A 21,636-nucleotide genomic window follows, 5' to 3' on the forward strand; every position below is an offset into this window, starting at 1 on the left:
ATAAAAAGTTACAACGGAATTAATTTTAAGATTATTAGCTTTTATATTGAATAGGTTCATCATCCTATTTTTGGTGAAAAATGTTCTGGTAAAACTGGTAAACTCAGAAAACTGTGTATTTTAGACTATTACTTTTTGATTAGTTGGAGGGAACTTAAGAAGGATGAAAGGGGCCGCCTTTGTGAAGAAAGAGGGACTGAAACAAAAAGCACTGGAAATCGGCCGGGTGCCGACACACTTAAAACTGGAAATTGAAGATTATGGCGGTGATGACAAAAGAGCCTATTTTTGTTGGACAGATCCTCAGGATGAGAATATCGGCATTATCGTGGAACTTGGACCGGACGGGGAGCTGGAATCCCTTTCCCGTGATATTGAGCCTGAAAGCGGAAAAAGGCTGTCTGAGGAGAAACTAGAGGATATCATGCGCCAATTTGTCGAGACTCATCATCCGGGGGCACTCTCTGCCTTTGTTCGTGAAGAAAATGACCCTGCATACGGCGATAAAGTGAGATTTTCATATGTTCAAATGGAGGCTGGGCTTCCTCTCCCCATGAGCGGATTTATGGCTGATGTTTCCTTATCAGGTGAGATCGTTTACTTCCGCTATTACGGCGAAGCGGGCAGCATCATCAAGCCAAAGAGGGTCGCGGATGTTGAAGAGGCACTTGCCTTTATCAAGAAGGACGTGGAGTTCGACCTTTTGTTTGAGGTTCTCCATCGTTCTGTTTACAAAAACGGAGATGATCAGCCGCATTTGGTGTATGAGCCTGAATGTAGGGCGATTACCGTACCTGCGGATTTGGTTCAAGAAGAACAAGGAGGAGTTGATGATGACGATGATTACAGGGAGCCGGAGAGCTTTCCTCTCCCTTTATTCGAGGGCATCCGCGAAAAGGCCGATCCTGACAGCATGATTGGTATTGAAAATGGGTTTGTCAAAGAGCGGGAAGCGGATTTGGGAGATGGGAGAATTGGAATCGTTTGGCGGAATCCGGATGACCCTGTGTATCAGCCGGCGGATAAAAGCATGGACAGCTGGTTTAAGGGACGGACTCATCAAGTGCTGAAAACCATCTATCACAAAGAAACCGGAAAACTCGAAGGCGTCATGTCATTTATGGAGGAAAAAGGGCCGCTGACAGTAACCTTGGCAGAGTGCGAAAAAATCGCGCTTCGCTTTCTGTTTGCTTTATTTCCGAATGCCGATCAATATTTTAGGATCAGATACGATGAAAAGGATGAAGAAGAAAACGCAGTCGCTGTTTTTACATTTGAAACGCATTGTCACGGAGTTCCGCTCCGATTTGGGCAGATCAAAATTTGTGTCAGCCGCCAGACAGGGTATATCACCGTTTATATGGGACCGGATATTGACCCAAATGAGCTGGCAACCATTGATCCTGTGCCGGCCATTTCAGTTGAACAAGCCAAGGCTATCTTTTGGCAGCATTTTAAAGTTGAGCTTGGCTGGGAAAGAGAGTACGGAGATGATGAAGAACACAGCTACCGGCTCGTCTATAAGCCGGTGTATCCGCGTTTTATCGATGCACATACAGGAGAGCCTGTCTTCAGCTCATGGTAAAACAGCCAAAAGTCACGCAATTGCCTCAGGTATAGAAGAGAGTGTGTGATGAAAGTAACAGAAAGAATCTCGAAAAACAATGACAATAATAGAAAAGGACCTTTCTTCACTTTAAATGAAGAAAGGTCTTTTTATATAATAAACAGGATTCTCTTTGTCGTAGACTCTTTGAAAGGGATGACTTCATTGGTTAATAAACAGCTGAAAAAGAAGGCGCAGGAGATCGGAAATGTACCGACGCATTATGAGCTTGAGATAGAAGATTACGACCAAAAGCAAAAGAAGAACGGGCAGGCATATTTTATCTGGAAGGACCCTAAAGATCCGGAAAAGCACATTACAGTTGAACTTAGAAATGACGGCGCTTTGCTCACCTTTTCAACAACTGTCCGCTCCGAACCAGACAAACAACTTCCAGATGCCGAGCTGAAGCTGACGGCTCTTCAGTTTGCCGCTGCCAATCATCCCGGCACATTTATGAATTTTCATTTTCAAGGCAAGGAAGAACGGGGGCAGCACATCCGGTTTGTCTATACCAAAATGGAGCTGGGGCTTCCGATTCCCAATTCCGGCTTTTTAATTGATATGACACGCAGCGGTCAGATTGTCCACTTTCTATATTACGGGGAAGGGCATAAAGCCGAAGTTCCGACGGAATTTGTAGCAAAAGAGAAGGTTGTGTCCCATTACTTAAACACAATGTCTTTTGAGCTGATGTACGATGTCATTGATGGCGAACAGGAACCAAGGCTTGTATATGAACCGATTCTCCCGGGATACAGCTATCCCGCAGATGTAGACGAAATTGTGCCCGACCAGCATATCGCAGATGAAAGAATAGAAAACACGGCGTCACTGCCGCCGCTTCAGAACAAGGAAGAAGTTGATATATTTGCCTTGCTGGGTTTTACCTCTGATATGCAGAAAGTCAGTGAAAGAGACTTTGGGGAACAAATTGGAAGCACGTGGCGCAGGGGCGATGCGCCGGAGCGTAAGGATTTAAGCATAGGAAGCTATTTTGAAACGAGAAATAAAAACACAATCAAAATGAAGACGGATAAAAGAACCGGAAAATTAAAAGCAGCGCTTTCTTTTATGGAGCGGCCGAACAACCACCAATGCTCCACGGAAGAATGCCAAGAGATAGCGCTTCAATTTTTGTATGCCCTCTATCCGAGAGCGGCTGAGTTTTTCAGGGTGAATCCCGTCCGAATTGATGAAAGAGGGAGAGTCCGCAACCATTTTTCTGTCTGGTATAAAGGAGTGCCGCTGCGGTTCGGCGCTGCCCGCATCATTGTCAATCCGGAAACTGGGTTGATTGACGCTTTTATGGCGCCTGATATTGAACCTGAACAATTGGAAGCGATAAATCACAGGCCGGATGTTTCCGCTGAAGAAGCGAGAGAAGCGTTTTTAGCCGCTTTTGATGTGAAGCTGAAATGGCAGCCTGACTTTACTGCAGGCAGTGACCAGCACTACAAACTTGTCTATAAGCCGGTTTACCCTTCCTATATTGATGCGCACATAAGGAAAAAGAAAAGGCTGTGAGGGGTGTCTAGTTAGGAATCATCTCCAAGTGGGGGTAGTCCTTGAATCGTTTCCAATCCCCGCCCCATTCAAAACCGAGTGTCTTAGCGATCTCGACAACCTCCAGCCAATCTGATTTTCCGTTTTGATTGCCGTCATATTCCATATCCCATATGATGCTTCCATCCTTTTTTTGAAGGGCGAAATCAATCGCTAAACCATAGTTATGATACGATTCCCCTCCTCTTGCATAGGTGACAATATTCCCTTTTTTTGTACGTCCCTGTTTATATAATTCATCTTGTTCCTTAAAGGACCTGAATCCTTCAGTAATGACGACGGTAATGCCTTTATTCGCTGCAGCGGCTTTGAGTGCATCGGCATTCTGCTTCACAATCGGATGAAGATCCGAGGGGACAGGCATGTCCTGCAAGGCGTTTTGAGAATGCCATTCATGCCGAATATAACTAAAACAAAGATCTAGAAGAAATAGAATACATAAGATAACAAATGTTTTTGCGGGTAACTTCATATCGGTCTCACTTTCTCAAGTTGTGCTGAATGTGAACGCTTTTAAGTGATTGACTCTCTCTAAAAGCGAACAGCTATGATAAAATATAACATAAATAGTAGCAGGAGGAAGGAGGCAGACCGATGAGAGCAAAGATTCCATCAGAAGAAGTAGCAGTAAAGCTGAATGAATGGTACAAGCTCATTCGCGCATTTGAAGCAGATCAAGCAGAAGCGTTAAAGCAGGAGATTGAATATGATTTAGAAGATATGGAAGAGAACCAGGACTTGCTTTTATATTTTTCTTTGATGGAATTCCGGCATCGAATCATGCTTGATAAGCTGATGCCGGTGAAAGACAGCGACACCAAGCCTCCGTTCTCTGATATGCTGAACGAAATTGAAAGCAATCAGCAAAAACTCACGGGCTTACTGGAATACTACTTTTATTATTTCAGAGGAATGTACGAATTCAAGCAGAAAAATTTCATATTAGCGATCGACCATTATAAACATGCCGAGGAAAAGCTCGAGTATGTCGAGGATGAGATCGAAAAAGCTGAGTTTCTTTTTAAAGTCGCAGAAGTGTATTATCACATCAAACAAACGTATTTTTCCATGAATTATGCGAGCCAGGCGCTTGATATCTATACGAAATATGAACTGTACGGTCGCCGCCGGGTTCAGTGTGAATTTATCATCGCCGGAAATTTGACCGATGTGTATCATCATGAAAAAGCACTGACCCACTTGTGCAGCGCTTTAGATCATGCCAGGCAGCTTGAAGAAGCATACATGATCGCCGCTGCCTATTATAATGTCGGACACTGTAAGTACAGTCTGGGTGATTACAAAGAAGCGGAGGGCTATTTCAAAACAGCCGCCGCCATTTTTGAGGAGCACAACTTTCAGCAAGCTGTTCAAGCTGTATTTTCACTGACCCATATCTACTGTAAAGAGGGAAAATACGACAAGGCAGTAGAGGCTTATGACCGCGGGATAAAGAGCGCGGCTGAATGGGAGGATGACATGTACTTGACGAAATTCCGCCTCATTCATGAGCTGTATCTTGGAAGCGGCGACCTGAACGTGCTTACAGAATGCTTTGACCTGCTGGAATCCAGGCAGCTTCTTGCTGACGCCGAAGATCTGCTGCATGATACAGCGGAACGTTTCAATCAGTTGGAACATTACGAGTCCGCCGCTTTCTTTTACCGCAGGCTGATGAATATTAAAAAGAAGCTTGCCGAGCAGCGTTTTCAATAGGAAATGGCAGAGAACTACAGGTTCTCTGCTTTTTTTGTGCTGTTTTCAACTCGGAAAAACAGGGTATTTTCCACTGCATAGTGAGAAACAGAGGAGGATATCAAGTATGTACAAAGATTTAACCGGAAAAACAGCGATTGTGACAGGGTCTTCAAAAGGAATCGGGAAAGCCATTGCGGAACGGTTCGGACAGGAGAAAATGAATGTTGTTGTAAACTACCACAGCGACCCGTCTGGAGCCGATGAAACCCTGGAAATCATTAAACAGAACGGAGGGAAAGCCGTCGCAGTTGAGGCGGACGTGTCAAAAGAAGAGGGGATTCAGGCGCTCTTGGACACAGCTTTAGAGCATTTCGGCACGCTCGATGTGATGGTAAACAACTCTGGTTTTAACGGCGTTGAGGCGATGCCGCATGAGATGAGTCTTGAAGATTGGCAGAGAGTGATTGATGTCAATGTTACCGGAACCTTTCTGGGAGCGAAAGCAGCACTTAACCACATGATGAAAAACAATATCAAGGGCAATGTGCTGAATATCTCAAGTGTTCACCAGCAGATTCCGCGCCCTGTAAACGTTCAGTATTCCACATCCAAAGGCGGCATCAAGATGATGACGGAAACGCTGGCGCTCAATTATGCGGATAAGGGAATCCGCGTCAATGCGATAGCGCCCGGCACCATTGCCACAGAATCAAATGTTGATACGAAAAAGGAAGAGAGCAGGCAAAAACAATTGAAAAAAATCCCGATGAAAGCCTTCGGAAAGCCTGAAGAAGTGGCGGCAGCAGCAGCTTGGCTCGTATCTGAGGAAGCAAGCTATGTGACCGGCGCAACACTTTTCGTCGACGGCGGAATGACACTTTATCCATCTCAGCTTGAATAGAACACAAAACAGGGGGATTGCGGGATGAAAACGGACTGGTGGAAGGATGCAGTGGTGTACCAAATTTACCCGAGAAGCTTTCAGGACAGCAATGGAGACGGAATTGGGGATTTGCGGGGGATTATTTCCCGTCTTGACTACATAAAGGAGCTCGGGGCAGATGTGATTTGGATTTGCCCGATCTATCCTTCTCCGAATGTTGATTACGGCTATGATGTGACAAACCATAAGGCGATTATGGATTCTTACGGAACAATGGACGATTTTCACGAGCTGCTGGACCAGGTGCATCAGCGGGGATTAAAGCTGGTGATGGACTTTGTGTTAAATCACACCTCGGTCGAGCATCCGTGGTTTAAAGAAGCGGAGCTGGGCAAAAACAGCAAATACCGCAGCTATTATTATTGGCGTCCCGGCACAAAGAACGGCCCGCCGACGGACTGGCTCTCAAACTATGGATGCCCGGTCTGGCAATACGAAGAGCACACCGGAGAATACTATCTCCATATGAATGCCGTCAAACAAGCTGATTTAAACTGGGAAAATCCCGAAGTTCGCCAGGCGGTGTATGACATGATGAAATTTTGGCTCGATAAAGGGGTCGACGGTTTGCGAATTGATCAGCTCCATCTCATTTCTAAGAAAGAATATCTTCCTTCGTATGAGGACTATATCAATCAGCAGGCAGAGCCGAAGCCCTTTCAGCCAAATGGCGAACAAATCCATGACTATTTAAAAGAAATGACAGATGAAGTGTTTTCCCAATATGATGTCATGTCTGTCGGAGAGGTCGGCAGTGTCACACCGGAAGAAGGCCTGAAATATACGGGAACAGATAAGCATGAGCTGAATATGATTTTTCACTTTCAGCATATGGAGCTTGATCAGCAGCCCGGAAAAGAACATTGGGATTTGAAGCCCCTTGAGCTTTCTGATTTAAAATCGGTTTTGACAAAATGGCAAAAGAACTTGAACATCAAGGCTGGAATACATTGTTTTGGTGCAACCACGACCAGCCCCGGATTGTGTCCAGATTCGGAGACGATGGGGAATACCGCAAAGCATCAGCGAAAATGCTGGCAGCCGTAATTTATTTTATGAAGGGCACGCCGTATATTTATCAGGGAGAAGAAATCGGGATGACAAACGCGCCGTTCACCCGGATTGAAGACTACAAAGATATCCAAACGATCAATATGTATCATAAACGGGTGTTTGAAAAAGGCTATGATCCAAATGATGTGATGAGATCGATCTTAGCCAAAAGCCGGGATCACGCCCGGACCCCGATGCAGTGGAACAGCGGCAAAAATGCCGGATTTACTGACGGCACGCCTTGGCTGAAGGTCAATCCGAACTTCACCGCAATCAATGTGGAGGAAGCGCAGGGAGATCCTGATTCTGTCTTAAACTATTACAAAAAGCTGATCAGCCTGAGAAAGCAGTACGCTGACCTCATGAAAGGGAGCTTTGATCTTTTGCTTCCGGACGATCCGCAGTTGTTTGTATACATGAGAGAAAACAGTAAACAACAGCTTTTGTCGGTCAATAATTTTTCAAAAGAGCAGGCTGTTTTTCAGTGGCCTAAGAACTGCGGCAAAGCTCAGGCCTCACTGCTTCTCAGCAATTATAACAACGATGATCTTGATGACGAAATGGTGTTCCGGCCTTATGAGAGCAGGGTCTATCTTCTGGACAAAACAAACTAATGATTGAAGTAGCCCGGCATTTTTAGCCGGGTTTTTTTAGTACATATATTCGCTCTGCAGGCGGGAAGAATAAATGAAAATGAAATTTATTCTTGCAAAACGTAATGACTTCGGTTTATTATGATATAGGATTACAAAATCGTTATCATTTTGATTTAAAGTTACTGAAAAAGAGGGGATATACGATATGTTTAAAAAATGGAGCGGTTTGTTTGTGATTGCAGCGTGCTTTTTATTAGTTGCAGCATGCGGCAACTCATCAACAAAAGGGTCGGCGGATTCAAAGGATGATAAACTGCACGTTGTCACAACGTTCTATCCGATGTATGAATTCACAAAACAAATTGTAAAAGACAAAGGCGATGTGGATCTGTTAATCCCATCTTCCGTTGAACCGCATGATTGGGAACCGACGCCGAAAGACATTGCCAACATTCAGGATGCTGATTTGTTCGTTTATAATAGTGAATACATGGAGACATGGGTTCCGTCAGCTGAAAAAAGCATGGGCCAAGGCCATGCCGTTTTCGTTAATGCAAGCAAAGGCATTGATTTAATGGAAGGCTCTGAAGAAGAACACGAAGAGCATGATCATGGGGAGCATGAGCACAGTCATGCAATGGACCCTCACGTATGGCTCAGCCCTGTTCTGGCACAGAAGGAAGTTAAAAATATTACAGCGCAAATCGTGAAGCAGGACCCGGATAACAAAGAATACTATGAGAAAAATAGTAAAGAATATATTGCAAAACTGCAGGATCTTGATAAACTATATCGTACAACCGCAAAAAAAGCGGAGAAAAAAGAATTTATCACGCAGCATACAGCTTTTGGCTATCTGGCAAAAGAATACGGCTTGAAGCAGGTTCCGATTGCAGGGCTTTCACCTGACCAAGAACCGAGCGCAGCCAGCTTGGCAAAGCTGAAAACATATGCCAAAGAACATAATGTAAAAGTCATTTACTTTGAAGAAATTGCATCCTCAAAGGTCGCAGATACGCTCGCCAGTGAAATCGGCGCGAAGACAGAAGTGCTGAATACACTGGAAGGCTTGAGCAAAGAAGAACAGGATAAAGGTTTAGGGTATATCGACATTATGAAACAAAACCTCGATGCCCTGAAAGATTCACTATTGGTTAAATCATAAGATAGTGTGCGCCGGAGGGTGCACACTATTTCTTTGTGAGAAAGGAAGATTAACATGAATCTCGTCTCATTGAAAGATATCGTTTTCGGCTATTCCCATACGCCTGTTTTAGATAAAGTATCACTTGATATTGAAAGCGGTGAGTTCGTCGGCATCACTGGACCAAACGGCGCCTCTAAATCGACGCTCATAAAGGTAATGCTCGGCATGCTGAAACCGTGGGAAGGCACAGTGACGATCAGTAAAAGGAATACAGAAGGGAAACGCCTGACCATAGGGTACGTCCCGCAGCAAATTTCTTCATTTAATGCCGGCTTTCCGAGCACGGTGCTGGAGCTTGTTCAGTCAGGCCGCTATACAAAAGGGAAATGGTTTAAACGTTTAAATGAAGAAGATCATCTTGAAGTAGAAAAAGCACTGAAAATGGTGGAAATGTGGGAGCTCCGTCATCGTAAAATCGGTGATTTATCAGGCGGACAGAAACAGAAAATCTGTATCGCCAGAATGCTCGCCAGCAACCCGGATCTGCTGATGCTGGACGAACCGACGACAGCTGTTGATTACGACAGCAGAAAAGGATTTTACGAATTTATGCATCACCTTGTGAAAAATCACAACCGCACAGTTGTGATGGTTACTCACGAACAAAACGAAGTACAGCAATTTTTAGATAAAGTGATTCGATTAGAGAGAGGAGAAAAAGGCGGATGGAAATGTTTGACTTGGAATTCATGCGACGAGCTTTTCTAGCAGGCGGCATGATCGCCGTCATGGCTCCGATACTAGGAGTGTATCTCGTTCTCAGAAGACAGGCCTTAATGGCTGACACACTTTCACATATCTCATTGTCAGGTGTTGCCATCGGCTTTTTTCTCAGCACCAATATAACCGCAGCAAGCATAGTCGTCGTGACCATCGGCGCGATCGGAATTGAATACATGCGGCGGGCGTATCGGACTTATTCAGAAGTGTCCATTGCCATCTTAATGGCAGCTGGTTTGTCCTTCGCGATGTTTTTAATCAGCCTTTCCAAAGGCACAGCCAATATGAGCATCGATCAATACCTATTTGGATCGCTTGTGACAGTTAACCAGCAGCAGGTCTATATTATCAGTATTATCACACTGCTGATCCTGCTTTATTTTATCGTACTGAGAAGGCCGCTCTACCTGCTGACGTTTGATGAAGCAACAGCCAAAACATCGGGAATCAATACAAACGTTCTCTCGTTGTCATTCAGTATTGTCACAGGCCTTGCGATTTCAGTCATTATTCCGATCATCGGGGTTCTTCTTGTATCGGCCCTGCTCGTATTGCCGGCAGCCTTCGCCATCAGAATTGCAAAAGGCTTTAACATGGTTTTCATTACAGCCATACTCATTTCATTATTCAGCGTATTTACGGGACTGACATCATCCTATCAGCTCGGGACGCCGCCAGGTCCGTCTATTACCCTGCTATTGATCGTTTTGCTATTAATCGGATTTGCAGTTCAGGGAGTTTGGACGTTTATCAAAAAAGAAGCTCAGCGCAAAAAAAGAAGCCGATAACATGAAAAGCAGTTTTCCCTAGGGAAAACTGCTTTTTTTATAGAAACAATCCGGCAAGGCGCTCATAAGATTCTTTTTTCGCCTCAAAATCAAACACATTGCACAGAACCATGATTTCATTTGTTTCGTAGCAGCCTGTGAGGTCTAACAGCTGTTGTTTGACAGTGGTGGGAGAACCGATCACCATCCGCTTTCTGTTTTCTTCTATGAGTTTTTTATCGGACGCTGTATAGGGATGAGCTTTCGCTTCCTCGATGCTTGGCACGCGGCTGTCCAAGCCTTTTCCGACGCGAAGAAGCCACAAATCCTGGCTTAATGCGAGTTCTTCTGCCTCTTCATCTGTTTTTGCGCAAATGACAAAAATCGTAAACAGTGCGGATGGATTCGAAAAATGGGCTGAGGGCCGAAAGCTTTCCCGGTAGATGCGGAATGCATTTTCTCCTCGCTCGGGATTAATGAAATGCCCAAATACATATCCAATCCCCTGTTGCGCCGCGCGTCTTGCGCTGTTTTCACCAAGACCGAGCACCCATAGCTCGGGTGCCGTGTCAATAAGGGGCGCCGCTTTGATTCCGGCATACGGATGGTCGGGAGGAAGGGAATCTGTTAGAAAATAAGAGACATCCTGCAGCTGTCTGTTAAATTCGGTTAAGCTTTTTTTCACCCCGTCCGTTAATGCAAGCCTGGTTTTTGTCGTGCCGCCGGGGGAACGGCCGACGCCGAGGTCAATCCGGTTTGGATACAGGGCCTCAAGCTGGCGAAAGGTTTCAGCCACTTTAAATGGGCTGTATTGGGGCAGAAGCACGCCGCCTGATCCGACACGAATGGTGTTTGTCTGTGCTGCGATGCGGGCGATCAAGATTTCAGGCGCTGTGCTTGCCAGTCCTTTCGTGCTGTGATGCTCGGCAAACCAATAACGCTTATAGCCCCACTCTTCGCTTAATTGGGCAAGCTCAACCGAATGCTGGAGAGTTGTCACAGGGCTTTCTCCTTTAGAAACAGGTGCCTGATCAAGTATGCTTAAATGAATCAAAAGGCCGCTTCCTTTCTGTCTGTTTTTAGATGGTGACACCAGAATAGGCAAAATGACTTGCCCGCGTCAAATGGTTTGTTTAAGAAGCGCACTTTATAGCATTTGCAAATCATATATCAAATATGGAAGTTTTTTTTCGAGGTTTTTCGTCAATTATTCTTAACTTTTACGAAACTTTGATATAATAACAAACGTATATATTAGTAATTTACGGCTTATTTTCCTTGTGAGCGTAAAAATAAATGTGACTATCTTCACATTTCGATGAGTAGGAGTGAATCGTGTGGCAATTTCTTTAGAAAAAGGTCAACGAATTGATTTAACAAAAGGAAAAGCCGGTCTGTCAAAATTGATGGTCGGTCTCGGCTGGGACCCAGTGTCCTCAGGCGGAGGATTCTTCAGCAAACTGCTTGGCGGAGGCGGTCCGAATATCGACTGTGACGCTTCAGTGCTGATGCTGGAAAACGGAAAATTCACCGATAAGAAAAACCTGATTTATTTCGGCAACCTGAAAAGCCGCTGCGGCGGTGTACAGCATACAGGCGACAACCTGACGGGTGACGGTGCAGGCGATGACGAGCAAATTATGATAGATTTAGATAAAGTGCCTGGAAACATCGATAAGCTTGTATTTGTAGTAAACATTTACGATTGTGTCAGAAGAAAACAAGATTTTGGCATGATTCAAAATGCGTTTATCCGCGTAGTTGATCAATCTAATCACGAGGAAATGCTCAAGTACAATTTGAGAGACAATTACGCCGGCAGAACAAGCCTGATTACAGCAGAAATCTACCGCAGCGGCAGTGAGTGGAAGTTTGCGGCGATCGGTGAAGGCACAAACGATACGAGATTAGAAGATATTATCAGCCGATACGTATAAAAGAAAAGGAGTGGATGAAACATGACAATCTCATTGGCAAAAGGACAAAAAGTAGATTTAACAAAAACAAATCCTGGTCTTTCAAAGGTTGTTGTCGGTTTAGGCTGGGATACGAACAAGTATGACGGCGGACACGACTTTGATCTTGACTCAAGTGTGTTTCTGTTAGACGCCGCAGGCAAATGCGCGTCACCAAACGACTTTATTTTCTACAACCAGCTTGAAGGCGGCAACGGTTCAGTCGTTCATTCAGGCGACAACCTGACTGGTGCTGGCGAAGGCGACGATGAGAATGTAAAAGTAAATCTCAGCGCTGTACCGGCAAACATTGATAAAATCTCATTTGTTATTACCATTCACGATGCAGAAGCGCGCAGCCAAAACTTTGGACAAGTATCAAACGCGTTTGTCCGCATCGTAAATGAAGAAACAAATGAAGAGCTCATCCGTTACGATCTTGCAGAAGATTTCTCTATTGAAACGGCAATCATTGCAGGGGAGCTTTACAGACATAACGGCGAGTGGAAATTCTCAGCAATCGGCTCAGGCTACCAAGGCGGCCTTGCCCGCATTGCAACAGACTACGGTTTGCAAGTCGGTTAAGACAAATACGAAGAGCAGAAAGGAGAGAGGCAGTATGGCCATTCAATTATCAAAAGGACAGCGCATTGATTTAACAAAAACAAATCCGGGACTGACTAAAGCGGTGATCGGCTTAGGCTGGGATACAAACAAGTACTCCGGCGGACACGATTTTGACCTGGATGCTTCGGCCTTTTTAGTTGATGCGCATGATAACTGCGTAAATGATCTCGATTTCGTCTTCTATAATAACCTTGAACATCCGAGCGGCGGTGTCATCCATACGGGTGACAACCGCACGGGTGAGGGCGACGGAGATGATGAGCAGATTATCGTTGATTTCTCAAAAATCCCTGCTCACATTGAGAAAATCGGCATCACAGTGACCATTCACGACGCTGAAGCACGCAGCCAAAACTTTGGACAAGTTTCCAATGCATTTGTCCGCGTTGTGGATGAAGAAACGCAGAATGAGCTTCTTCGCTTCGATTTGGGAGAAGACTTCTCCATTGAAACAGCTGTTGTCGTTTGTGAGCTTTACAGACACGGCGGCGAGTGGAAATTCAATGCAATCGGCAGCGGATTTTCCGGCGGGCTGGCTGCATTGTGCCGGAATTACGGTTTGCAAGTGTAAGCGAGTGACAAATAGAGAAGTCACCGTTTCAAATTAATAGGAGGAAAAAACTTGGACTTTTTACATCATATTTTGTCTACGTATGCTTCATTTTTCGATTGGAAAATGTGGGGGGAAGTTCTGACTGATCCTGTTTCCTGGGGTTTGATCGGTTCCCTTGTTGTTCTGGAAGGCCTTTTATCGGCCGATAACGCGCTTGTTCTTGCGGTCATGGTTAAACACCTGCCGGAAAAACAGCGGAAAAAAGCGTTAACGTATGGTTTGTTTGGAGCTTATATTTTCAGGTTTATTTTCATCGGGCTCGGTATGCTTCTCATTAAATTCTGGTGGATCAAGGTGCTTGGCGCGCTTTACCTGGCTTGGCTCGTCATTAAGCACTTCTGGATTGGCGAAAAAGAAGAGGAAGCGGACGGCATCAAGAAAAACTCTTGGATGGTCCGCACGTTTGGGATCTTCTGGGCGACTGTCATTTCAGTAGAATTAATGGATCTTGCCTTCTCTGTGGACAGCATCCTGGCCGCGTTTGCAGTATCTGAAAAAGTATGGGTGCTTCTGATTGGCGGTATGCTTGGTATTTTAATGATGCGTACAGTGGCAAAAGTATTCCTTGTGCTGATTGATAAAATTCCTGAGCTGGAAAACACAGCATTCGTCTTAATCGGCATTATCGCGCTGAAAATGGCGGGGAGCGCTTTCCATTACGAAATGCCGCACTCTGTATTCTTCATTATCATTATCGCTGCATTTGCGGTAACATTGATCATTCACTACATCAATAAACAAAAGCAGGTGCGCGAACAAACAGCCGCTTCAAAAGAAGAATAAAACAAAACAAGGAGGGAGGTTCAATGTCCTTCCTTTTTTGTTACCGAAATATCGTTCAATGACAAACCGGAAAGGAGGATATGATGAGACAAGAAGAACTAACCATTCATAAAGCACTTCCGGCTGATGGCGATTGGAAAAGCCTGCTGTTTCAGCCATTGCCGGAGCGGGATCACTATGAAACTGCACAAGGCCTTTCTTTTTCTCGTCTTGCCGGGCAGATATTGGGCACGCCTATTGATGAGACGGACTACTATAACGAGCTGTATGAGCTGTCTGTAAACGACCGCATAACGATTTTGAGTGAAACGCTTGATAAAACAATCGAACCGGAAACATTTCAAAAGCTTCAGCATATTCATTCCATCAATCAGAAAGAAAAAGGGCTGTCAGTCAGCCGCTTTGTTGCCTTTCTGGACGGGGAAAAGCTGATTGCGAAGCACTCAAATCCCCTGATGCACCGCCATTTAAGAAAAGCGCTGATGACGCTTTTACATACCTTTGCGGACAGTCATGAAAAGGGGCTGAATCATCCTGATTTTCGCAGAGTGCTGCTTGATGTCTCGAAGTTTTCCTTAAACCATCTGAACCCTTGGCTGGAAAAAACCGATATAGAGCGGGAGATGCCGAAGGTTGTTTGGTATGGAGATGCGACGAAAAGCCAGCTCTATTTCTTATATTATCTGATGCTGGTCGGCTGTGATGTACTGCTGTTCCATCCGGCGGGAACGGATCAGCTGGCGCTTGTCGACCCGAAGCAGGAGCTCGGTTTTACGGAAAAGCTCCCGGATGTTTCGGAGCTTCAGCCGTTTCCGAAAGAAAAACCAGACCGGAAATCAACAGTGGCTTACCGCTCAACAAAGGAAATTGAACATGTGCTGAATCACGAGGAATCCATGCTGTATAAGCCGTGGCAGTTCAGAGATCACACACCGGTGTCCGTTACGCTGAAAACGACCTATGATGAATTGTTTTTAATCACGAAAGAACGCGCCTTTATTCGGCCGAATTTCAAAGCTGATAAACATTCCATTGAGATTCCGAATGTATTCGCCAAAATTATGGGCGTGTCGAAAGACAATAAGGAATATTGGAACAGGCTTCATACTCTAGCGGATTATCAGGAAACAGAAATGGTCAGAAGCTTTCCATTTACAGAAGAAATAAAGTCGAACTATCAATTTCACTACAGCCACGCACTTGATCAAGAAGGGAACATTGATCCGGACAAGCTGATGGCAAGCAATGTGTGGCAGTACAAACAGCTGCCGGCGGGCGTTCAGACTGCCATTGCCAAAACGATTTCGAGAATGTGCAGGCACCCGCGGCTTAAAGCTTTGCATCAGGAACAAGTCAAGGATGTTCAAATCTATTTGTTTAAACAAACAACAAATCTGCCTGCTAATCTGCTGAAATTGATTCAAATGTTCGACTATGCGCAAACCGTTCCGAAACTCGTTTTATATCATACGGAAATGAGCGGCGGACTCACGCGTTCGGATGCTGCTGCCCTGCTGTTCCTGAATGAAATTGGAATCGATATCATCATTTATAATCCGCCCGGACACCAAGATATTGAGCAGTTTATTGAAGATGACCAGTATGATATCCACTGGCTGGATGACATGGTGTTTCAGCAGGACTACAAAGAGCCTTCGCTTGTGAAAAGGCTCTTCAGAACCATTACCCAAAAATAAGGAGAGAAGAAAAGCATGACAACAGAAAATCAAAATCCGCTTGTTCTCGATAAAAATGAAGAGATTTCCCAGCAAAAAGCTGACGATATCCGTCTTCAGCTTCGTCAGGAACCAGAAGTGAAGCGGCTTGCTCAACAAATTGACGTCAAAAACCAAATGGAGCTGCTTGAGTACGGCAAGGAGCCGGCCGTTGAAATATCCAAGTTCTCTGACCGCATCTTAGGGATGATGAAAACAACAAGCGTGACAGACTCCGGCACAATGCTGACTCAGCTTGGGAAAATCATGGACCGCTTCGACAAAAATGATTTTGATGAGCCAAAGGGATTAATGGCGAAAATTTTCAAACGCGGCGGCAGCATGATTGAAAAAATCTTTAAAAAGTATCAGACGCTTGGCGGAGAGATTGAAAAAATCCACGTTGAGATTTCAAAATACAAAGATGAGATGACGAAGACGAACTACACGCTCGATGAAATGTATGAAAACAATATCAAATACTATATGGAGCTTGAAAAATACGTCGTTGCCGGGCAGATGAAACTGGAAGAGATGCAGTCGATCCTTCCTTCATATGAGGAAAAAGCGGCAAGCGGGAACCAGCTGGCGCAAATGCAGCTCGATACGTTGCGCAACGGCATTCAGGCGCTTGAGGAACGGGTGTATGATCTGGATATGGCACGGATGGTGGCGCTTCAAACTGCTCCTCAAATCCGTCTCCTGCAGCGAGGAAATGCAAAGCTGATCGGGAAAATCAACTCCGCGTTTATCATTACCATTCCGATTTTCAAAAACGGCATTATTCAGGCTGTTACGGTAAAGCGGCAAAAGCTTGTGGCTGATTCCATGAGCGAGCTTGACCGCCGGACAAACGAGATGCTGAAACGAAATGCTGAAAACATCTCGAGCCAAAGTGTTGAAATTGCCAGAATGGCCGGCAGACCGAGCATAGATATTGAAACGATCGAATCGTCTTGGAACACGATTGTCAGCGGCATGCAGGAAACAAAACAAATCGAAGAAGAAAACAAGCGCCTCCGCGAAGACGGCGCGAGACGAATTGCACAGCTTCAGGATAATATTAAAAAAGCAGCATTGCAGCAATAATAAAAACCCCGCTTGTGGAACATAAGCGGGGTTTTTCAATTACATCATTTAGTTAATGACAATGTGTAAAGACAGGTGTAAACTTAAACGGTAATCATTTTGCATATCAGAGGTGTTGGCAATGGGAAAACAACAGCCTATATCCCAGCGTAAACTGCTGGGCGTCGCCGGTTTGGGGTGGCTGTTTGATGCAATGGATGTCGGAATATTATCGTTTATTATCGCCGCGCTCCATGTAGAGTGGAATCTGTCGCCCGAGGAAATGAAATGGATCGGAAGCGTCAATTCCATCGGCATGGCCGCGGGTGCGTTTTTGTTTGGTTTGCTTGCTGATCGAATCGGCCGCAAAAAAGTGTTTATCATCACCCTTTTATGCTTTTCCATCGGAAGCGGCATTTCCGCTTTTGTGACGAGCTTATCGGCATTTCTAATCCTTCGTTTCGTGATTGGTATGGGACTTGGCGGCGAGCTTCCAGTCGCTTCAACACTCGTTTCGGAAGCGGTTGTGCCTGAAAAGCGAGGCAGAGTGATTGTGCTTTTGGAAAGCTTTTGGGCCGTGGGCTGGCTCGCAGCGGCCTTGATTTCTTACTTTGTGATACCAAGCTTTGGCTGGCAGGCTGCCCTGCTGTTAACTGCGCTGACTGCTTTTTATGCGCTGTACCTGCGAACGAGTCTGCCTGATTCGCCGAAATATGAATCGCTTTCTGCCAAAAAGAGGTCGGTGTGGGAGAATGTAAAAAGCGTCTGGGCAAGACAGTATATACGGCCGACCGTGATGCTGTCGATCGTTTGGTTCTGTGTGGTGTTTTCTTATTACGGCATGTTCCTATGGCTCCCGAGTGTCATGCTGCTGAAAGGCTTCAGCATGATTCAAAGCTTTGAATATGTCCTGCTGATGACGCTTGCTCAGCTACCTGGCTATTTCTCTGCCGCATGGCTGATTGAAAAAGCGGGCCGGAAGTGGATACTCGTCGTTTACTTGATTGGCACAGCAGGAAGCGCCTATTTCTTCGGAACGGCGGATTCCTTAAGTCTTCTGCTTACGGCTGGAATGCTGTTATCGTTTTTCAATCTCGGTGCATGGGGCGTGCTGTATGCTTATACCCCGGAGCAATACCCGACTGCGATTCGAGCAACAGGTTCAGGAACGACAGCAGCGTTTGGAAGAATCGGCGGCATCTTCGGGCCTTTGCTTGTCGGAACGCTCGCAGCCCGTCATATTTCGTTTTCGGTCATCTTTTCAATCTTTTGCATTGCAATCTTACTCGCGGTTGCTTGTATTTTGATTATGGGGAAAGAAACGAAACAAACTGAGCTAGAATAGGAAAAGCACCTCTTGAATGAGGTGCTTTCGCGTGTCGACAAACCCTCGCATTCGTTGTCAGGACTGCGCTTCGGTGCTCAATGCGAAGTGGATCAACGGCTAAATTCTCAGGCGTCCTGCCTAAACGCCGTCGTCATCACATCCTGTGAATGTCCGCTCCTATGCTCGTCCTTCCTAGACTTCAAGGGTTTTCAATCACGCTGAAAAAATGACAAAATTCTAAAATGAAAACCATTTTAGAATTTTGTCAACAATCTGAGGTACCTCTGAATGAGGTGCTTTTTTACAATTGCGCCCGGGCTGCGGATTGGCGTTTCCCGGTTTTACTAATTGTCTGGTAGAGCGTCATAGAAAGTATGAACAGAATGGCAGTAAATCCTGTGACAGCTCCGAAATGCTGTGTGCTTTGATATAAAAAACCTGCAATACTTGTACCGACAGTGGTTCCGGCATACATAGCGGCATTGGAAAGGGAAGCGATGGTTCCTCGCGCATTTGGTGCAATGGATTGAAAGACACCCATCATTAACGGAAAGATGATGCCAGCTGTAAAGAACGTGAGAAAAAAGCCGGCTTCTACTAAAAACAAGTTTGGAAAGAACGGAAGAGCGAAATAGAGAGCGCCCATTAGCAGCATCCCGCTGATCAGTGTTTTAAACATGCCCAGCTTTTCTGAAACCCGGCTGCCGATAAGGCTCCCGAGCATATTTCCCAGTCCGAGTACAAGCATAGCTGCGCCAATTTGTGACACGGTTAAATGATAATCCGTGGAAAGCCAAGTACCCAGAAAGCTGAACGATGCGAAGTTTCCGGTTTGAAACAGAAAATAGGCAAGCAGAATAACCGATGTTTTCGGCAATGAAAAAAGCTCCCGATAGGGGTTGAAAATTGATGGGCGCGCCAATGGTTCAGAAGGCCGGATGCCAGGCATGACCGTCGCCAGGATCAATAGAAGAATAAGCGAGCACGCTGACAAAACGAAAAATGGCGTATGCCATGTAAAGGAAGCGAGAAACCCTCCAATAGGAAGTCCGAGCATTTGTGAAGCGGCCAAACCTGCTGTCGCAATCCCCATGCCTTTTATGATCTGAGAAGGCTGGACAATGACTGGGATGGACGCCCAAATTTGAGGCGTCACAAACGCAGCGCTAACGCCTGCGGCAAAACGGAACAGGCACATGGCGGCAAAAGAGGGAGCGATGCCGCATAAAAATGTGGATACGATAAAGCCTGCAAGTCCCCACAGCATGACTGTTTTCCTGTTCAGCCGGTCTGAGATTGGGCCTGCAATGAAAGCGAAGAGCGCATAACCGAGTGCATAAGCACTGACCATCCAGCCTGACAAATCAGTAGAGACATGAAACTGATCCTGTAAAAGGGGGAGAAGCGGTGAAAGCAAAAAGGTATCCGTGCCAATGACAAACATGACACTGAAGAAAAGCCAAATGCGATTCAAATTTTATCACTCCTATTGTTTTATAACTTTGAAACTATGAAACAGATATGTATAGAGAAAACCCTTTGTTAGAGGGTTTCCAAAAAGCCAGGCAGGTATGTTTGAAATGTGTCTTCACGCAGACTGACGTATTTTGTCCGCGAATCTTTCCGGGTTGCCGTCAATCCCGCTTCACGCAGCGTTTTAAAATGATAAGATGCCGTGGTTTTGACAATATTGCACTTTTCACCTACTTCACCGCAGCTGAGTTCTTTTCCGCTGACATAAAGCGTACGAATAATGGCAAGCCTTGATTCATCAGACAGTGCTTTAAAAATTTGCGCTCTGATTTGATCATCTGATTGTTTCATAGTCATGAAACTATAATACATAATGGGTGTTGAAAAAGCAACTTATTTTTCCAGTAAAGGAGCAGGAAGTCATAAGAGGAAGGAGGAATTCAATTCCAATAAAAGCGTTTTCAACTAAAGATAGGAGAAAAATCACCCGTAAAATACAATCATATAGGAGGATTACAGAGCATTTAGAAGCATAAATAAGATCATGTGGTCACATGGATGTTTATAAAGAAATGGTACAGAATAAAAGAGAATATGCTGTTTGTGTGGGAAGTTACATAAATGTTACGGTAATAAAGATTGCTTAATATGGAGGGAAAATATGAGTGTAGATGAGAAACCAATTAAGATAAAAGTCGAGAAAGTCTCTAAGATTTTTGGGAAACAAACAAAGAAGGCAGTTCAAATGCTTGCCAACGGAAAGACAAAAAAAGAGATCCTGAAAGCAACCGGATCAACCGTTGGGGTTAATCAGGCAGATTTTGAAGTATATGATGGTGAGATATTTGTCATCATGGGTCTATCAGGGAGCGGTAAATCAACTTTAGTACGGATGTTAAACCGGCTTATTGAACCGACTGCCGGAAGTATTTACATTGATGGTGACATGATAACAAATATGTCAAAAGACCAGCTCCGGGAAGTCCGCCGGAAAAAAATCAGCATGGTCTTCCAAAAGTTCGCTCTGTTCCCGCACAGAACGATACTTGAAAACACAGAATACGGACTGGAGCTTCAAGGCGTAGACAAACAAGAACGGCAGCAAAAAGCGCTTGAGTCTCTTAAGCTCGTCGGGCTCGAAGGATTTGAACACCAATATCCAGACCAGCTTTCCGGCGGGATGCAGCAGCGTGTCGGCCTTGCCCGCGCGTTGACAAATGATCCGGACATCCTTCTGATGGACGAAGCGTTCAGTGCGCTTGATCCACTGATTCGTAAAGATATGCAGGATGAGCTTCTTGATCTTCACGATAATGTCGGAAAAACAATTATCTTTATTACGCATGACTTGGACGAAGCGTTGCGGATCGGCGACAGAATTGTCCTAATGAAGGACGGCAATATCGTTCAAATCGGCACGCCTGAAGAAATCCTGATGAATCCATCTAACGAATATGTTGAGAAATTCGTCGAAGATGTTGATTTGTCTAAAGTCCTCACAGCAGGCCACATTATGAAACGCGCTGAAACAGTGCGGATTGATAAAGGGCCTCGCGTAGCATTGACACTGATGAAAAACCTTGGAATTTCTTCAATTTATGCAGTGGATAAACAAAAGAAATTATTAGGTGTTATCTATGCGTCTGATGCGAAAAAAGCGGCTGAGTCTGATTTGTCACTTCAAGACATCTTGAATACAGAATTTACGACTGTACCAGAGAATACGTATCTGACTGAGATTTTTGACGTTGTGTCCGATGCGAATATTCCAATTGCGGTTGTGGATGAGAAGCAAAGAATGAAAGGAATTGTCGTAAGAGGCGCGCTGATTGGCGCACTTGCCGGCAATAACGAGTATATCAACGCTGAAGGCACTGGCGAACAAACACAAGATCCTTCTGCACAGGAGGTGAAATAAG

20 protein-coding genes and 1 pseudogene are annotated in these 21,636 nt (G+C 45.0%); 17 read left to right on the top strand and 4 right to left on the bottom strand.

Features of this window, described 5'->3' with window-relative positions; translation table 11 throughout:
• Nucleotides 1-163: 163 nt before the first annotated feature.
• The gene (locus tag NSU05_RS01625; protein WP_029726975.1) at nt 164-1,585 is read left to right on the top strand and encodes a YcdB/YcdC domain-containing protein; all 1,422 of its coding nucleotides are present in this window, start codon (nt 164-166) and stop codon (nt 1,583-1,585) included.
• Between the two features lie 186 nt (nt 1,586-1,771).
• Nucleotides 1,772-3,133 carry a YcdB/YcdC domain-containing protein gene (locus NSU05_RS01630; protein WP_029726976.1) on the top strand — a complete coding sequence of 454 codons (1,362 nt, stop codon included), beginning with the start codon at nt 1,772-1,774 and terminating at the stop codon, nt 3,131-3,133.
• A 7-nt stretch (nt 3,134-3,140) separates the two neighbouring features.
• On the opposite strand, the gene cwlK is transcribed toward NSU05_RS01630, so the two are convergent.
• The gene (gene cwlK / locus NSU05_RS01635) at nt 3,141-3,644 is read right to left on the bottom strand and encodes a peptidoglycan L-alanyl-D-glutamate endopeptidase CwlK (protein ID WP_017695036.1); all 504 of its coding nucleotides are present in this window, start codon (nt 3,642-3,644) and stop codon (nt 3,141-3,143) included.
• 122 nt (nt 3,645-3,766) lie between these two features.
• On the opposite strand from cwlK, the gene rapJ reads away from it, so the two are divergent.
• From rapJ to znuB, 7 genes and pseudogenes are all read left to right on the top strand, one after another.
• Complete coding sequence (gene rapJ / locus NSU05_RS01640; protein ID WP_015715201.1) at nt 3,767-4,888, top strand: response regulator aspartate phosphatase RapJ; 1,122 nt, start codon at nt 3,767-3,769, stop codon at nt 4,886-4,888.
• A 106-nt stretch (nt 4,889-4,994) separates the two neighbouring features.
• Nucleotides 4,995-5,771 carry an SDR family oxidoreductase gene (locus NSU05_RS01645; RefSeq protein ID WP_003234739.1) on the top strand — a complete coding sequence of 259 codons (777 nt, stop codon included), beginning with the start codon at nt 4,995-4,997 and terminating at the stop codon, nt 5,769-5,771.
• Between the two features lie 24 nt (nt 5,772-5,795).
• Nucleotides 5,796-6,862 (top strand): annotated as a pseudogene (locus NSU05_RS01650) (alpha-glucosidase); the annotation flags it as partial.
• 420 nt (nt 6,863-7,282) lie between these two features.
• Nucleotides 7,283-7,480 carry a hypothetical protein gene (locus tag NSU05_RS01655; protein ID WP_339204710.1) on the top strand — a complete coding sequence of 66 codons (198 nt, stop codon included), beginning with the start codon at nt 7,283-7,285 and terminating at the stop codon, nt 7,478-7,480.
• Between the two features lie 187 nt (nt 7,481-7,667).
• Nucleotides 7,668-8,627, top strand: coding sequence for a metal ABC transporter substrate-binding protein (locus tag NSU05_RS01660; RefSeq protein WP_029317219.1), 960 nt, complete (start codon nt 7,668-7,670; stop codon nt 8,625-8,627).
• Between the two features lie 54 nt (nt 8,628-8,681).
• Nucleotides 8,682-9,377 carry a zinc ABC transporter ATP-binding protein ZnuC gene (gene znuC, locus NSU05_RS01665; protein WP_014475714.1) on the top strand — a complete coding sequence of 232 codons (696 nt, stop codon included), beginning with the start codon at nt 8,682-8,684 and terminating at the stop codon, nt 9,375-9,377.
• On the top strand, nt 9,335-10,177 hold the full coding sequence (znuB, locus tag NSU05_RS01670) for a zinc ABC transporter permease ZnuB (RefSeq protein WP_003246340.1): 843 nt from the start codon (nt 9,335-9,337) through the stop codon (nt 10,175-10,177). The genes znuC and znuB overlap by 43 nt, the downstream gene beginning before the upstream one ends.
• A 37-nt stretch (nt 10,178-10,214) precedes the next feature.
• On the opposite strand, the gene NSU05_RS01675 is transcribed toward znuB, so the two are convergent.
• Nucleotides 10,215-11,210, bottom strand: a complete 996-nt coding sequence (locus tag NSU05_RS01675) for an LLM class flavin-dependent oxidoreductase (protein WP_032722885.1) — start codon at nt 11,208-11,210, stop codon at nt 10,215-10,217.
• A 283-nt stretch (nt 11,211-11,493) separates the two neighbouring features.
• On the opposite strand from NSU05_RS01675, the gene NSU05_RS01680 reads away from it, so the two are divergent.
• The 7 genes from NSU05_RS01680 to niaP all read left to right on the top strand — a co-directional run bounded on the left by NSU05_RS01680 (nt 11,494) and on the right by niaP (nt 18,262).
• Nucleotides 11,494-12,093, top strand: coding sequence for a TerD family protein (locus NSU05_RS01680; protein WP_003234725.1), 600 nt, complete (start codon nt 11,494-11,496; stop codon nt 12,091-12,093).
• Nucleotides 12,094-12,114: 21 nt separating this feature from the next.
• Complete coding sequence (locus NSU05_RS01685) at nt 12,115-12,696, top strand: TerD family protein (protein WP_003234723.1); 582 nt, start codon at nt 12,115-12,117, stop codon at nt 12,694-12,696.
• A 34-nt stretch (nt 12,697-12,730) separates the two neighbouring features.
• On the top strand, nt 12,731-13,309 hold the full coding sequence (locus tag NSU05_RS01690; protein ID WP_003241242.1) for a TerD family protein: 579 nt from the start codon (nt 12,731-12,733) through the stop codon (nt 13,307-13,309).
• 51 nt (nt 13,310-13,360) lie between these two features.
• Entirely contained in the window at nt 13,361-14,134 is a 774-nt protein-coding gene (locus tag NSU05_RS01695) for a TerC family protein (RefSeq protein ID WP_003234719.1), read from the top strand.
• An 83-nt stretch (nt 14,135-14,217) separates the two neighbouring features.
• Entirely contained in the window at nt 14,218-15,831 is a 1,614-nt protein-coding gene (locus NSU05_RS01700; RefSeq protein WP_032677553.1) for a YceG family protein, read from the top strand.
• Between the two features lie 15 nt (nt 15,832-15,846).
• Nucleotides 15,847-16,938, top strand: coding sequence for a toxic anion resistance protein (locus NSU05_RS01705; RefSeq protein ID WP_003234715.1), 1,092 nt, complete (start codon nt 15,847-15,849; stop codon nt 16,936-16,938).
• A gap of 121 nt (nt 16,939-17,059) precedes the next feature.
• Complete coding sequence (gene niaP, locus NSU05_RS01710) at nt 17,060-18,262, top strand: niacin permease NiaP (RefSeq protein ID WP_015715206.1); 1,203 nt, start codon at nt 17,060-17,062, stop codon at nt 18,260-18,262.
• A gap of 283 nt (nt 18,263-18,545) precedes the next feature.
• Here the strand turns inward: niaP and NSU05_RS01715 are convergent, their stop codons facing one another.
• Together NSU05_RS01715 and NSU05_RS01720 are read right to left on the bottom strand one after the other, a co-directional pair.
• Nucleotides 18,546-19,718, bottom strand: a complete 1,173-nt coding sequence (locus NSU05_RS01715; RefSeq protein ID WP_038428327.1) for an MFS transporter — start codon at nt 19,716-19,718, stop codon at nt 18,546-18,548.
• 68 nt (nt 19,719-19,786) lie between these two features.
• On the bottom strand, nt 19,787-20,089 hold the full coding sequence (locus NSU05_RS01720; RefSeq protein WP_010886398.1) for a metalloregulator ArsR/SmtB family transcription factor: 303 nt from the start codon (nt 20,087-20,089) through the stop codon (nt 19,787-19,789).
• Between the two features lie 289 nt (nt 20,090-20,378).
• On the opposite strand from NSU05_RS01720, the gene opuAA reads away from it, so the two are divergent.
• A complete protein-coding gene (opuAA, locus tag NSU05_RS01725; RefSeq protein WP_038428328.1) occupies nt 20,379-21,635 on the top strand; it encodes a glycine/proline betaine ABC transporter ATP-binding protein OpuAA in 1,257 nt (418 codons plus the stop codon).
• Nucleotide 21,636: the final 1 nt, after the last annotated feature.

The organism is Bacillus sp. EU52, assembly GCF_037964975.1.
Classification (GTDB): Bacteria; Bacillota; Bacilli; order Bacillales; family Bacillaceae; genus Bacillus; species Bacillus subtilis.